15 protein-coding genes are annotated in these 12,694 nt (G+C 71.7%); 9 read left to right on the forward strand and 6 right to left on the reverse strand.

Annotation, left to right across the window (positions count from 1 at the left end; all coding sequences use genetic code 11):
• The first annotated feature begins 38 nt into the window (after window positions 1-38).
• Complete coding sequence (gene rsmH / locus ACXMDP_RS03665; RefSeq protein ID WP_259729138.1) at window positions 39-932, forward strand: 16S rRNA (cytosine(1402)-N(4))-methyltransferase RsmH; 894 nt, start codon at window positions 39-41, stop codon at window positions 930-932.
• Window positions 932-1,477: a DUF456 domain-containing protein gene (locus tag ACXMDP_RS03670; protein ID WP_259729137.1), complete on the forward strand. Its 546-nt coding sequence runs from the start codon at window positions 932-934 to the stop codon at window positions 1,475-1,477. Before rsmH ends, ACXMDP_RS03670 begins: the two co-directional genes overlap by 1 nt.
• Here ACXMDP_RS03670 and ACXMDP_RS03675 read toward each other — a convergent pair.
• A complete protein-coding gene (locus tag ACXMDP_RS03675; protein ID WP_259729136.1) occupies window positions 1,455-2,642 on the reverse strand; it encodes a cysteine desulfurase family protein in 1,188 nt (395 codons plus the stop codon). The genes ACXMDP_RS03670 and ACXMDP_RS03675 overlap by 23 nt on opposite strands.
• A 189-nt stretch (window positions 2,643-2,831) precedes the next feature.
• On the opposite strand from ACXMDP_RS03675, the gene ACXMDP_RS03680 reads away from it, so the two are divergent.
• From ACXMDP_RS03680 to ACXMDP_RS03690, 3 genes are all read left to right on the forward strand, one after another.
• Window positions 2,832-3,329, forward strand: a complete 498-nt coding sequence (locus ACXMDP_RS03680) for a hypothetical protein (RefSeq protein WP_259729135.1) — start codon at window positions 2,832-2,834, stop codon at window positions 3,327-3,329.
• Window positions 3,330-3,388: 59 nt separating this feature from the next.
• Entirely contained in the window at window positions 3,389-4,228 is an 840-nt protein-coding gene (locus ACXMDP_RS03685; protein ID WP_259729134.1) for a response regulator transcription factor, read from the forward strand.
• A 112-nt stretch (window positions 4,229-4,340) separates the two neighbouring features.
• Complete coding sequence (locus tag ACXMDP_RS03690) at window positions 4,341-5,327, forward strand: RluA family pseudouridine synthase (protein WP_259729133.1); 987 nt, start codon at window positions 4,341-4,343, stop codon at window positions 5,325-5,327.
• 17 nt (window positions 5,328-5,344) lie between these two features.
• On the opposite strand, the gene ACXMDP_RS03695 is transcribed toward ACXMDP_RS03690, so the two are convergent.
• From ACXMDP_RS03695 to ACXMDP_RS03705, 3 genes are read right to left on the reverse strand one after another with little or no spacing between them, the layout of a single operon-like run.
• Entirely contained in the window at window positions 5,345-6,256 is a 912-nt protein-coding gene (locus ACXMDP_RS03695) for an NAD(P)-dependent oxidoreductase (RefSeq protein ID WP_259729132.1), read from the reverse strand.
• A complete protein-coding gene (gene bchM, locus ACXMDP_RS03700) occupies window positions 6,253-6,990 on the reverse strand; it encodes a magnesium protoporphyrin IX methyltransferase (RefSeq protein ID WP_259729131.1) in 738 nt (245 codons plus the stop codon). The genes ACXMDP_RS03695 and bchM overlap by 4 nt, the downstream gene beginning before the upstream one ends.
• A gap of 28 nt (window positions 6,991-7,018) precedes the next feature.
• On the reverse strand, window positions 7,019-8,188 hold the full coding sequence (locus tag ACXMDP_RS03705; protein WP_259729130.1) for an N-acetylglucosamine-6-phosphate deacetylase: 1,170 nt from the start codon (window positions 8,186-8,188) through the stop codon (window positions 7,019-7,021).
• A gap of 131 nt (window positions 8,189-8,319) precedes the next feature.
• On the opposite strand from ACXMDP_RS03705, the gene purE reads away from it, so the two are divergent.
• Both purE and ACXMDP_RS03715 read left to right on the forward strand, forming a co-directional pair.
• Window positions 8,320-8,817 (forward strand): 5-(carboxyamino)imidazole ribonucleotide mutase, encoded by a 498-nt coding sequence (gene purE / locus ACXMDP_RS03710; RefSeq protein ID WP_094512368.1) that lies wholly within the window; start codon window positions 8,320-8,322, stop codon window positions 8,815-8,817.
• A gap of 3 nt (window positions 8,818-8,820) precedes the next feature.
• The gene (locus ACXMDP_RS03715) at window positions 8,821-9,963 is read left to right on the forward strand and encodes an AI-2E family transporter (RefSeq protein ID WP_457767081.1); all 1,143 of its coding nucleotides are present in this window, start codon (window positions 8,821-8,823) and stop codon (window positions 9,961-9,963) included.
• Here ACXMDP_RS03715 and ACXMDP_RS03720 read toward each other — a convergent pair.
• On the reverse strand, window positions 9,923-10,249 hold the full coding sequence (locus ACXMDP_RS03720) for a translation initiation factor (RefSeq protein ID WP_094511722.1): 327 nt from the start codon (window positions 10,247-10,249) through the stop codon (window positions 9,923-9,925). The genes ACXMDP_RS03715 and ACXMDP_RS03720 overlap by 41 nt on opposite strands.
• A gap of 45 nt (window positions 10,250-10,294) precedes the next feature.
• Here ACXMDP_RS03720 and ACXMDP_RS03725 point away from each other — a divergent pair, with 45 nt between their 5' ends.
• Both ACXMDP_RS03725 and trpB read left to right on the forward strand, forming a co-directional pair.
• On the forward strand, window positions 10,295-10,561 hold the full coding sequence (locus tag ACXMDP_RS03725; RefSeq protein WP_094511718.1) for a hypothetical protein: 267 nt from the start codon (window positions 10,295-10,297) through the stop codon (window positions 10,559-10,561).
• Window positions 10,562-10,639: 78 nt separating this feature from the next.
• Window positions 10,640-11,899, forward strand: a complete 1,260-nt coding sequence (gene trpB / locus ACXMDP_RS03730) for a tryptophan synthase subunit beta (protein ID WP_259729128.1) — start codon at window positions 10,640-10,642, stop codon at window positions 11,897-11,899.
• On the opposite strand, the gene ACXMDP_RS03735 is transcribed toward trpB, so the two are convergent.
• Window positions 11,884-12,681 (reverse strand): 20S proteasome subunit A/B, encoded by a 798-nt coding sequence (locus ACXMDP_RS03735; protein ID WP_259729127.1) that lies wholly within the window; start codon window positions 12,679-12,681, stop codon window positions 11,884-11,886. The genes trpB and ACXMDP_RS03735 overlap by 16 nt on opposite strands.
• Window positions 12,682-12,694 lie beyond the last annotated feature (13 nt).

Below are 12,694 nucleotides of genomic sequence, written 5' to 3' on the forward strand. Positions count from 1 at the left end.
CGCAGGATCTTAGGAAGGGATCGCCGCAACCAGGGCCTTTGCCGCCAGACGCCCCCTCCGGGTTCCACCATCTGCCGGTGCTCGCCGATGCCGTGCTGGCGGCCTTCAGCGACCTGCCTCCTGGCGCCACCGTGATCGATGCCACCGTGGGCGGTGGCGGCCACAGCGCCCTGCTGCTGGAGGCGTACCCCGACCTGCAGCTGATCGGCCTGGATCAGGACGCCACCGCCCTGGCCGCCGCCGCCACGCGGCTGGCCCCGTTCGGCGAGCGGGTGCGCCTGATCGCCACCAATTTCGCCGCCTACGCCCCCGCCGCTCCGGTGCACGGGGTGCTGGCCGATCTGGGCGTGAGCAGTCCACAGCTGGATGTGGCGGAGCGCGGCTTCAGCTTCCGCGCCGATGGCCCCCTCGACATGCGCATGAACACCAGCGCCGGCGAGAGTGCCGCCGAGCTGCTCGACCGCCTCGACGAGAAGGACCTTGCGGATCTGATCTATGCCTACGGCGAGGAACGGCTCTCGCGGCGGATCGCCCGCCGCATCGTCGAGCAGCGCCCCTGGAGCCCCGCTGACCGAACGGGCGGCGGCACCAGCGCCCTTGCCTACCTGGTGGCCGGCTGCTACCCGCCAGCGGCCCGGCGCGGCCGCATTCACCCCGCCACCCGCACCTTCCAGGCCCTGCGCATCGCCGTCAACGATGAGCTCGGCGCCCTCGACCGCTTCCTGCAGCAGGCTCCGCAGTGGTTGCTGCCGGGCGGTGTCCTGGCGGTGATCAGCTTCCATTCGCTCGAAGATCGCCGCGTCAAGACGGCCTTTCTGAGCGATGAACGCCTGGAGCGGCGCACGCGCAAGCCGCTGATCGCCACGGAGGCAGAGCAGGAGGCCAATCCCCGCAGCCGCTCCGCCAAGCTGCGGCTGGCGGCAAGGCGCTGATGGCTTCGCTCGATGCGTTGTGGTGGGTAGCGCTCACGCTGCAGCTGGTGGCCATTCCCGGCACCCTGCTGCCCGTGCTGCCGGGGCTGATCTTCCTGCCGCTCGGGGCCGGCCTGTGGGTGTGGGCGGCGGGCTGGAGCACCGCCTGGCCCACCCTGCTGCTGGCCTGCCTGATCCTGCTGCTGGGCTGGGGGGCCGACGCGCTCGGGGTGGTGCTGGGGGCGGCCCGTCTGCAGGCCACCCGCTGGGCCTACATCGGCGCCGGCCTCGGGCTGGTGGTGGGCTTGCTGGGGCTGCTGCCCGCCCTGCCGGTGGGCGGACCGCTGCTCGGTGCCCTGGTGGGACCGCTGCTGGGGGCCACCCTCGGGGAGCTGGTGTCGGCGTCGTCGGCGCTGGGGCCGCTGGGGCTGGAGCGGCTGCGCCGTGCGTTGCTCGTGGGGCTGGCGGTGGTGGCCGGCATGTTGGTGAGCCGGCTGGCTCAGTTCCTGCTGGCGTTGCTGGGGGTGGCGGGCTTTGTGCTGCTCAGCACGGTGCTGGCGCCTTGAGCGCCTCCGTTTCCAGCGCGGTCACCGCGGCGGGCGCCTGGCGTAGCTCCGCCACGGCGGCGGCCACAGCGGCGATCGCCTGATCGATGTCGCCCGTGGTGGTGCCGCGGCCCAGCCCGAAGCGCACCGAGGCCGCCGCCGCGGCGCGGTCGAGCCCCAAGGCGGCGAGCACATGGGAGGGGCTGCCGGCACTGCAGGCCGAGCCGCCGCTCACTGTGAGCTGGCGCCGCAACAGGCTGTGCAGCCGGTTGCCATCGACACCGGCGATGCGCACGTTGAGGTTGTGAGCCAGGCGCTGCTCAAGGCTGCCGTTCACCGCCACGCCCTCGATCGCCAGCAGGCCGTGCAGCAGCCGCTGCCGCAGGGCGCCGAGCCGCTCCTCGCGCTCCTCCCGGTCGGCCAGGGCGAGCGTGGCGGCCTTGGCCATGCCCACGATCAGCGGCACCGGCAGGGTGCCGGCCCGCAGGCCCCCTTCCTGGCCGCCGCCGTGCTGCTGAGGGTTGAGCGTGAGTCCTTCGCCCACCACCAGCGCGCCGATGCCCTTCGGCCCGTAGAACTTGTGGGCGCTCATGCTGAGCAGATCGATGCCGAGGGCGTCGGGTTGCAGCGCCAGGTGGCCGAAGGCCTGGGCGGCATCGCAATGAAACGCCACACCGCTGGCGCGGCAGAGCGAACCGATCGCCGCCAGCGGCTGCAGCACGCCGATTTCGTTGTTGGCGGCCATCACGCTCACCAGGATCGTGTCGTGGCGCAGCGCCGCCACCAGATCGCCCAGATCCAGCAGGCCATCGGCGCCCACCGGCAGCACGGTGAGAGCAAAGCCGCGCCGCTCCAGCTCGCGCATGGTGTCGAGCACCGCCTTGTGCTCCGTGGCCACCGTGATCAGGTGACGGCCCAGGTGCTGCCGCGCTTCCGCCAGCCCCTTGAGCGCCAGGTTGTTGGCTTCGGTGGCGCCGCTGGTGAACACGACGCGCTCGATCGACACCCCCAGCTGCGCCGCCAGCTGCTCCCGCGCCCGCTCCACCGCCGTGGCCGCCTCCAGCCCCGGCCGGTGCAGGCGGCTGGACGGATTGGCGAACAGCTCGCTCCAGTAGGGCGCCATCGCTTCCACCACCGCCGGCTCGCAGGGGGTGGTGGCCTGGTAGTCCAGGTAGGGATGGGTCACGGGATCGCCTGGGGCTGGGAAGAAGGGTCGGGACGCTGCGGCGACCCAGCATCCCTTGTAGCAGTGGCGCCGCACGATCACAGCGGCGTTGTGGCTTCGATGTGGGCGCGCTGGCCGGGAAGAAGCGTGGAGAATGGCGGCAGGCGCCAGATCCTTGGCTTGCTGTCCTGCCCCTGCGCTCTCCTGCTGATGCCTCGCTGCGCACTGGCCCTCAGCTCCATGGTCCTGGTGGTGGCCGCGGCCCATGGCCAGGGCCTGCCGGTGCTGATCCCTTCCCAGAACCGCCCGCCGGGCATGGCGCTGCTGGTGGAGCGTGTGGTGCCCGGGGGCGTGCAGGCGCTGGGGGTCTATGCAGTCACTGCTGATCCGGCTCGCCCCGGCCTGCTGCGCATCAAGGTGTGGGAGGAGCTGCCGAACGACGTCAAGGTGCGCAGTGAAACGATCGGCTGCTCCGCCACGGCGCCGATGCGGGTCACCAACGACGGCCGCCAGTTGATCCTGCGCCAGCTCAACCCGGGCGGGGTGATCACCAGCGTCAACCGCAAGGACCATCTGGTGTGGTGGGCCTCCTGCCACCCGCAGCATGCGGGCCAGGACCCGGCCGGGCTGCGGGCCGTGGCGCTGCAGCTGGGCTACAGCGGCAACCTGCAGGAACGGGAGCAATACCTGCCGGCGGGATCGCTCTGAAGCCGCCTCGCAGCCGGGTTGGCGGCCCTGGATAGATTTCCGGCACCACCGGTGGGTCCATGAGCCAAGCCATCCCAGCAGCCGCACCCGACGGCGACGCCGCCCCGGACCAGCCCCTGGCGCAGGGTCTGGAGTCCACCGCCGGCGGCGAGGCCAGCTCCACGGTTGCCAGTTCCGCAGTGGCCGGCACCGCTGCCCCCGTGGCCGCCCAGCCGCCGCGCCTGCTGCTCGTCGACGACGAGCCGGGGCTGCGCACCGCGGTGCAGGCCTACTTGCAGGACGAAGGCTTCGAGGTGGTCACCGCCAACGATGGCGAAGAAGGCTGGAAGGTGGCGCAGGAGATCGTGCCGGATGTGGTGCTCACCGACGTGATGATGCCCCGCCTCGATGGCTACGGCCTGCTCAGGCGCCTGCGGGGCGATGAGCGGCTGGGGGGTACGCCGGTGATTTTCCTCACCGCCAAGGGCATGACCGCCGACCGCATCGAGGGCTTCCAGGCGGGCGTCGACGATTACATCCCCAAACCGTTCGATCCCGACGAGCTGGTGGCCCGGGTGCGCAACATGGTGCGGCGCCAGGAGCGGCTGCTGGCCGAGGCCGCCCGCTACGCCGATGCCGACATCGGCCAGATGGCGCGCCAGATCACCGAGATCCGCTCGCTGCTGCAGGGGGGTGGCGGCAAGAAGGCGCCGACCGGCGTCAAGCTCGACTTCACGCCCCGCGAGGCGAGCGTGCTGCAGCTGGTGGCCGAAGGCCTGATGAACAAGGAGATCGCCCGCCGTCTGGAAACCTCGATCCGCAACGTCGAGAAGTACGTGAGCCGCCTGTTCACCAAGACCGGCACCACCAGCCGCACCGAACTGGTCCGCTACGCCCTCGAAAACAGCCTGGTGGAATGAGGTAGCTATCGGCCGCCACCACCCGGCTCCGGCTGCCGTCCGGCAGGCTGCGGCTCAACCACCAGCTGACGCCTCGACCAGCTGCTCCTCCACCTCCATCCCCCTGAAGCCCGTGCCTGCAGGGTCGCTCAACCAGGGCTGGATCTACACCGACAGAGTGGCTTCCGGCGAGGCGGGCCTATGCATCTCCGCCTTCTACGCCGCCCGCTACCGCCATTCCGATCAACAGGTATGGCAGGCGCGGCTGGAGGCCGGCGAGATCCACAGGAACGGCCAGCAACTCCGGGCCGATGGCAGCCTCGCGCCGGGGGATCGGCTGGCGTGGCATCGGCCCCCCTGGCACGAGCCGCCGGTGCCGGATCAGTGGCAGGTCGTCCATGACGACGGCGACATCCTGGTGATCGACAAGCCCAGCGGCCTGCCGGTGCTGCCGGCCGGCGGCTTCCTGGAGCACACCGTGCTGCGTTTGATCGAGCGGCGACATCGGGACGCGGCCGCCACTGCCACCACTGGCGTGCCCCGGCCCGTCCATCGGCTCGGGCGCTTCACCTCCGGGTTGCTGGTCCTGGCCCGCCAGCCGGCCAGCCGCGCCTGGCTCAGCGCCCTGCTGCGCGAGAGCACCGCTGCACCCGAGAGCGGCTGTCGCAAGCTCTACCGCGCACTCACGCAGGCAGGCCCCCTGCCGATCGCGGTGGGCGAGCGGCTGGAGATCCACACGCCGATCGGCCGCTGGCCCCATCCACTGCTGGGCCAGGTGTGGGCGGCCGCCTCCGCTGCGGACTCTGCCGCGGCGCCCCTGCCGGCCTGGAGCGAACTGCACCTGCTGCAGGTGCGCCCGCAGGCCCACCTGGTGGAGGTGGCGATCCGCAGTGGCCGCCCCCATCAGATCCGTATCCATGCCGCCAGCGTCGGCACGCCGCTGCTGGGCGATCCCCTCTACCTGCCCGGCGGCCAGGCCCGCCCCCAGGCCCTGCCGGGCCTGGGGGGCTACCAGCTGCACGCCCATCGGCTCGTGCTGCCCCGGCCCGAAGGCACCTGGCTGGAGCTGGAGGCGCCGCTGCCGCCAGCTCTGGAGCTCGCCCCGGCAGCTGGCGGCTGATGCTCAGTGGCCGGCGCTCAGTGGCCGGCCTCGAACCAGCGGGCCAGCACCGATACATCCTCTTCGGCGTGGCCGGCGGCGATGAGCGTGTCTTCCATGGCGGCCACCTGGGCGGTGAGCGGCAACTCCAGCCCGGCGGCGGCCGCTTCCGCCAGGGCGATCGCCAGGTCTTTGCGGTGCAGGGCGAGCCGGAAGCCCAGCGGGTAGTGATCACTGAGCATGTTGCCCGCCCGGTGGCGCAGGGCCCAGGAGCCGGCCGCACCCCCCTCAAGCGCGGCGCACACCGCTGCCATTGGCAGTCCAAGCCGTCGGCCCAGGGCAATCGCTTCGGCCACGGCGGCATAGCTGCCGGCCACCAGCACCTGGTTCACCGCCTTGGCCTGCTGGCCGGCGCCCACGGGGCCGAAGTGGCTGATCGAACTCCCCACCGCCTCCAGCAGCGGCCGTGCCCGCTCCAGCGCCGCCGCGCTGCCGCCCACCAGCACCGCCAACCTGCCGGCGCGGGCCCCCTCGGTGCCGCCGGTCACCGGTGCATCGAGGTAGGTGATCCCATCGGCCTCCAGGCGGGCGGCGAGGGCGCGGCTGGTGGCGGGAGCAATCGTGGAAAAGTCGATCACCAAGGCGCCGGGGGTCAGGGCCGCCAGCGCTTGCTCCAGCAGCACCGCCTGCACGGCCCGGTCGTCACTGAGGCAGAGGCAGAGCACCGCAGCAGTGGCGGCAGCCTGTGGCACCGAGGCGGCCCGGTGGGCGCCGGCTGCTGCCAGCGGCAGCTCCCGCTCACGGCTGCGGTTGTGCACGGTGAGCGGGTGACCCGCCTGCAGCAGCCGTGCCGCCATCGGCGCTCCCAGGGCGCCGAGGCCGATGAAGGCCACCGGCTCCCGCTTCGGCGTTGACGCCGCTGGCGGCGCAGCCTCGGTGGCGGCCCTCATGCCCGCTCGAAGGCGATCAGGCGGGAGAAGTAGAAGGGCGCCTGATTGAGGCTGCGGCGCAGCGGCTGGAAGCCGGCGGCGGCGGCGGCGGCCACGATGCCGTCTTCACGCAGGGTGTAGGCGCGGGTGGTCTTGCTGGGGCCGGGGAACAGCTGGCCGATCCCCTTGAGCAACGCCAGCAGAGGCGTGTAGGGGGCGAAGCTCACGATCAGCCGCCGCTCTGCCAGACCAGCCAGATGCCGCACCATCTCCTCGGCGGCGGCCTGGGGGTAGTGGATGAACACATCGAGGCACACCACCGTGTCGTAGCGGCCGCTGAGGCTCTCCAGATCGGAGGTGTGGAAGGTCAGCCGGGCCGGATCGATGCCGGCGGCGGCGGCGCGGCGACCAGCTTCCTGCACCATGGCGTCCGAGAGGTCGCTGGCCGAGATGCTGCCGGCCCCCAGGCCGGCCAGCGGCAGGCTGAGGCTGCCCACCCCGCAGCCGGCGTCGCAGAAGCTGCGGCCGGCCAGGTCGCCTTCCTCCTGCAGCCAGGCCAGCACCTGATCCACCGTCTTCTGGTGGCCGATGCGGATGTTGCGCTGCACCTTGTTGACGTCGTCACTGTCGCTGTAGATGCGATTCCAGCGCTCGAAGCCGGTGCTGTTGAAGTAGTCGCGCACCTCCAGCTTCTCCGCCGCCTTCTCGCTGGTGGTGGGCGCCGCGTCAGTGTCCAGGAGCGGTTCGGCGGCCATGCGCTCGGGGGGTGTGGGTGGCCGGATCCTAAGGAGTGCGGGTGGCTTCGCCGGCACGGCGCCAGCGCAGGGGGTCTACGTCGCCCCCGCTCCAGCGCAGGGTCTCCGCCAGCGGCTGACCCAGCAGCAGCTCCTGCACGGGGCGGTGATCACCCAGCACGCGCCGGGGCAGCACGGTGGCCGCGGCGATCGCCGCGCCCGGCGCCCGGCTCCAGCCCGCCAGCCGCACCACGCCCTCCAGCAGCGGCAGCGTCACCCCCGCCAGGGTGCCGTCCTCCAGCCGGCAACTGCCGTTCTCCACCAGCAGGCTGCGGCTGTCCCAGCGGTGCCGCCCCTCCGGCAGCCCGTAGGGCGTCAGGGCATCACTCACCAGCACCACCTGCTGGGGTGCGAGCCGCTGCAGCAGCACCGCCTGCGACGGCGCCACATGCACCCCGTCGGCGATCAGGCCCATGGCCACGTCGCCGCGCAGCACCGCCGCCGCCACCGGCCCCGGCGCCCGGTGGTGCAGGCCGGGCATGGCGTTGAAGGCGTGGGTCAGCATGCCCACGCCCGCCTCGAAGGCGTGCTGCGCCTGCCGCTCACTGGCTTCGCTGTGGCCCAGGCTCACCACGATCCCCTGCGCACACAGGGCGGCGATCACCGCTTCGGCCCCGTCCAGCTCCGGCGCCAGCGTCATCAGGGCGATCTCGGATTCGAACCCCTCGATTCGCGCCTGCAGAGCCGCGAGGCTGGGCAGCGCCAGGTGCGCCTCCGGGTGGGCGCCCCGCCGCGCCTTCGCCAGGAACGGACCCTCCAGGTGCGCCCCCAGCAGCCGGGCCCGGCCAGGGGCGGGAAGGGCGCGGGCCGTCCGCAGCACCGCCAGGGCCTGGCGCAGCGGCGCCACGCCGCAGGTCACCAGGGTGGGGCTGATCGCCTCCACGCCATCGCGCCACAGCAGTTCCAGCAGCTCCAGCAGGCGGGGCAGATCCGCGTCGGTGAGCTCCGGAAAGGCCAGTCCCAGCCCGCCGTTGATCTGCAGGTCCACCCCGGCCGGGCTGAGCCAGTCGCCGTTCCAGTCGTCGCCGGCGGCGGCGCTGCCGGCATCGAGTGGTTCAAGGCAGGCGATCGTTCCGGCCGTGTCCACGCCGACGCGCCAGCGCCCTGGGCTGCAGGGCGGCACGGCCTCCGGGAGGCGAACGTTGCTGAGCCAGCGCATCAACGTCAGCGGCGGGCCGCGGTCGGCGGGAGAATGCCATCCTCGCTGCCCTGCCCCCTGTGGTTGCTGTGTCTGCTTCCGCTGCTGCCGCCGGCCCTGGGCAGGCCGCCTGTCCCCGTGTGGCCGTGGTGATGGGCAGCGACTCCGACCTGCCCACGCTGCAGCCGGCGGTGGCCGTGCTGGAGCAGTTCGGGGTGGCGGTGGAGGTGCGCGTGCTCTCCGCCCATCGCACGCCGCTGGAGATGGTGGCCTTCGCTGAAGCCGCCGCCGGCCGGGGGCTCAAGGTGATCATTGCCGGCGCCGGCGGTGCCGCACACCTGCCCGGCATGGTGGCGGCGCTCACGCCTCTGCCGGTGATCGGCGTTCCGGTGCAGAGCCGCGCCCTGTCTGGGGTGGATTCACTCCATTCGATCGTGCAGATGCCGGCCGGCATCCCGGTGGCCACCGTGGCGATCGGTGGCGGCACCAATGCGGGCCTGCTGGCGGCACAGATCCTGGCCACCGCCGATGCCGAGCTGGCTGACCGTGTGCTCGCCCATCGCCGTGCTCTCCACGACCAGGTGACCACAAAGGACCGGCGTCTGCAGGAGCTGGGCAGCGCGGCCTACCTGCAGGGCATGGGGAGCTGATCGATGGCTGAACGCTTCACCATGCCGCTGCCGCTCTGGGTTCGCTTCGGGCTCACACTGCCGCTGCTGGTGCTGAACATGTTCGTGCTGCGGCAGGTGCTGGTGCCGCTGGCGCCCTTCCCCTCCCTGTTCCTGGGCGCTGCCCTGATCGCCTTCCTGCTGGACATCCCCAGCCGCTGGCTCACGCAGCGCGGCATGCCGCGCGTGTTGGCGCTGCTCCTGGTGCTCGGGCTGGGGCTTGCCCTGCTGGTGCTCGGGCTGGGGCTTGCCCTGCTGGTGCTGGCGAGCCTCTGGCTGCTGCCGCGGATGGTGCAGCAGCTCGGCGATCTGCTCAATGCCCTGCCCGGCTGGCTGGTGCAGGGGCAGATGCTGCTGGATCAGACCCAGCTCTGGGCCGCCGCCCATGGCCTGCCCGCTGATTTCAGCGATTTCAGCAGCGAACTGCTCACCGGCTCCACCAAGTTCGCCAGCCAGCTCAGCCAGCGCCTGCTTGGGCTGCTCGGCGCCACGCTCAACCTCACGATCAACACCTTGATCGTGGTTGTGCTGGCTGTTTTTCTGCTGGTGGGCGGCGAGGCGATCCCACGCGGTCTGGCCCGCTGGCTGCCCTCCAGCTGGCGGGCGATGGTCCTGAACACCCTGGTCACCACCTTTCGCGGCTACTTCGGCGGCCAGGTGGTGCTGGCCCTGATCCTCAGCGTGGCGCAGATCGTGGTGTTCACCCTGCTGCAGATCCCCTACGGCGTGCTGTTTGCCGTGGCGATCGGCTTCACCACCTTGGTTCCCTATGCCAGCGCGCTGACGATCCTGCTGGTGAGCGGCCTGCTGGTGCTCGAAGACCCCCGCACAGGCGTGGAGGTGCTGGTGGCGGCCATCAGCGTGGGGCAGGTGGTGGATCAGGTGATTCAGCCCCGGCTGATGGGCCAGATCGTGGGTCTGCAGCCGGCCTGGCTGCTGCTCAGCCTGCCGGTGGGTGCCCGGGTGGGCAGCCTGCTGGGGCTCGGTGAATTGCTGGGCCTGCTGCTGGCGGTGCCGGTGGCGAGCTGCCTGAAAACCTTTCTCGATGAACTGGCCCGGCGGCTGGGGCTGCCGGAGCCCCAGCCGCTCACCCCCCCGCCTGCTTCGGTCGGAAGCCCGCTGCCGTGAGCGCTTCCAGCGCCGGCCCTACCTGATCGCCCTGCAGCTCGATCACCCCGTCCTTGAGGGTGCCGCCGGTGCCGGCACGGGCCTTGAGCTGCTTCAGCAGGGTGCGGGCGTCATCTTCCGGCAACTCCAGGCCGGTGATGGCAGTGACGGTCTTGCCGCCTTTGCCCGCCTTGGTGCGCTGCACCCGCACCCGTTGCTGGTTGCGGGGCGCGGCCGGGGACACCGGGCCCGCCGGCCGTGCCGTGCTCTCGGCGCGGCTGAATTCCTGCCAGCTTCCCTTGCCCATGGCGATCGTGGTGGCGACGCTTCCATCACAGCGCACCTGCCGGGCATGGACCTGCCACCTCTCCGTCTGGAGATGCTTCGCCTCGATCTGGACACGCGCCAACCCCTGCCCTGCCCGCCGGCGGGGCTGACTCCCTCGCCGCCGCCTGACGCCGCCATCGGCGGCACCGGGCCGCCGGCGCCGGGCCAGGTGCGGGCCTTGCGCTTCGTGGTGCCCGGGCAGGCCCCCTGCGTCCCGCCGGCCGGTCCCCCCAGCCAGCGTGCCCCGTCGACCTGGCCGCGGCTGACGCCGCCACCACCGCTTCCCCCCTGAGCTGGTCAGCAGCGCTGACGCCCGGGAGTGTGGCAGCGACTTCCGCTTCCTAGGCTGGCCCGATACCGCCCGGCACCGGTGACCAGCACCTTCCCCCCGCTCTCCCCTAATCCCGCCGACCTTCAGGTGTCCGTGCGGCCCACTCCCCAGGGGCGCTTCGGCCGTTTCGGCGGGCAATACGTGCCGGAAACGCTGATGCCCGCCCTGGCGGAGCTGGAGCTGGCGGCTGCGGAGGCCTGGGCCGATCCCGCCTTCACCAGCCGGCTCGACCACCTGCTGCGCACCTATGTGGGCCGCCCCACGCCGCTCTACGAAGCCGAGCGGCTCACCGCCCACTACGCCCGCCCGGAAGGAGGCCCGCGCCTCTGGCTGAAGCGCGAAGACCTCAACCACACCGGCGCCCACAAGATCAACAACGCCCTCGGCCAGGCCCTGCTGGCCCTGCGCATGGGCAAGAAGCGGGTCATCGCTGAAACCGGCGCCGGCCAGCACGGCGTCGCCACCGCCACCGTCTGTGCCCGCTTCGGCCTCGAGTGTGTGGTGTACATGGGCGCCGAAGACATGCGCCGCCAGGCGCTCAACGTGTTCCGCATGCGCCTGCTGGGCGCCACGGTGCAGCCGGTCACCGCCGGCACCGCCACCCTCAAGGACGCCACCAGCGAAGCCATCCGCGACTGGGTGACCAACGTGGAAACCACCCACTACATCCTCGGCTCGGTGGCCGGCCCGCACCCCTACCCGATGCTTGTGCGTGATTTCCATGCCGTGATCGGCCAGGAGGCCAAGCGCCAGTGCCAGGAGGCCTTCGGCCGTCTGCCCGATGTGCTGGTGGCCTGCGTGGGTGGTGGTTCCAACGCCATGGGCCTGTTCCACCCGTTCGTGGAAGACACCTCCGTGCGGCTGATCGGCGTCGAGGCCGCCGGCGAGGGCGTGGCCACGGGCCGCCATGCCGCCACGATCACCGAAGGGCGGATCGGCGTGCTGCATGGCGCCATGAGCCTGCTGCTGCAGGACGGCGAAGGGCAGGTGCAGGAGGCCCATTCGATCAGCGCCGGCCTGGATTACCCGGGCGTCGGCCCCGAGCACAGCTACCTGCGGGATGTGGGCCGGGCGGAGTATGCCGCCGTCACCGACGACGAGGCGCTCACTGCCCTGCGCCTGGTGTCTGAGCTCGAGGGCATCATCCCGGCGCTGGAAACCGCTCACGCCTTCGCCTGGCTGGAGCAGCTCTGCCCCACCCTGGCGCCGGGCACCGAAGTGGTGGTGAACCTCTCCGGCCGCGGCGACAAGGACGTGAACACCGTGGCTGACCGGCTGGGGGATCAGCTGGCCGGCTGAGGCTCCCAGGGCAGCCGGGGCAGGTTGCTGAGCGCATCGCGCTGGCTGTCTGCCCAGATCCGGGCCATCTCGCCGAGCAGCTTGGAGCCCCGCTCCAGGCGCAGGTGCTGGGAGATGGCCAGCGAATTGCGCGGATAGAGCGCCACCTCGAACGGGGGCCCCACCGTGAGGTTGGAGCGCCGGGTGATCACCTGGGAAATCAGGCAGAGGCGAGTGGCATCCTCCAGCGACATCCCGTAGTCACCCACCACATCGAGGGGAGGCTTGCCGTATTTGCTCTCGCCGATCTGCAGGAACGGCGTTTCCGGCGTGGCCATGATCGCGTTGCCCTGGGCGTAGATCCGGTAGAGGCCGTGGTCGTTGCCGGCGATCTGGCCGCCAAGGATGAAGGTGGCCTCACCGCTCGCGCCCACCTGCTTGAGGGCGCTCTCGTTCTCGTTCTGCACCGCCACGCTCAGGCGGCCGATGTAGGCCGCCGCCTCGAACAGATGGCGGCAGCTGAGCAGGTCCGGTCCGGCGGTCCGGTCATCAGCTGCAGCGCTGGCCGCCGCCCCCACCGCCGCCGGAGTGGCGGCGGCGCTGAGGTCGCGGCGGATCCAGTTGAGGATCGCCTGGGTGGTGGCCAGGTTGCCCGCCGCCAGAAGAACGAACAGCCGGTCAGGCGCCGGCTGGAACACGTGCAGCTTCCGGTAGCTGGAGATGTAGTCCACCCCCGCATTGGTGCGGGAGTCGGCGCACATCACCAGACCCTCCTTGAGCAGGAAACCGACGCAGTAAGTCATGGCGCCATGCTCT

This window comes from Cyanobium sp. ULC065, from assembly GCF_977927515.1.

Bases quoted from the DNA above. Each gene is read 5' to 3' on its own strand.
- ACXMDP_RS03705 (WP_259729130.1), bottom strand. From the start codon at position 8,188: ATGCGCTGGCTCAGCAACGTTCGCCTCCCGGAGGCCGTGCCGCCCTGC.
- ACXMDP_RS03685 (WP_259729134.1), top strand. From the start codon at position 3,389: ATGAGCCAAGCCATCCCAGCAGCCGCACCCGACGGCGACGCCGCCCCG.
- ACXMDP_RS03695 (WP_259729132.1), bottom strand. From the start codon at position 6,256: ATGAGGGCCGCCACCGAGGCTGCGCCGCCAGCGGCGTCAACGCCGAAG.
- bchM (WP_259729131.1), bottom strand. From the start codon at position 6,990: ATGGCCGCCGAACCGCTCCTGGACACTGACGCGGCGCCCACCACCAGC.
- ACXMDP_RS03725 (WP_094511718.1), top strand. From the start codon at position 10,295: ATGGACCTGCCACCTCTCCGTCTGGAGATGCTTCGCCTCGATCTGGAC.
- ACXMDP_RS03720 (WP_094511722.1), bottom strand. From the start codon at position 10,249: ATGGGCAAGGGAAGCTGGCAGGAATTCAGCCGCGCCGAGAGCACGGCA.
- ACXMDP_RS03735 (WP_259729127.1), bottom strand. From the start codon at position 12,681: ATGACTTACTGCGTCGGTTTCCTGCTCAAGGAGGGTCTGGTGATGTGC.
- ACXMDP_RS03680 (WP_259729135.1), top strand. From the start codon at position 2,832: ATGCCTCGCTGCGCACTGGCCCTCAGCTCCATGGTCCTGGTGGTGGCC.
- ACXMDP_RS03670 (WP_259729137.1), top strand. From the start codon at position 932: ATGGCTTCGCTCGATGCGTTGTGGTGGGTAGCGCTCACGCTGCAGCTG.
- purE (WP_094512368.1), top strand. From the start codon at position 8,320: ATGGGCAGCGACTCCGACCTGCCCACGCTGCAGCCGGCGGTGGCCGTG.
- ACXMDP_RS03715 (WP_457767081.1), top strand. From the start codon at position 8,821: ATGGCTGAACGCTTCACCATGCCGCTGCCGCTCTGGGTTCGCTTCGGG.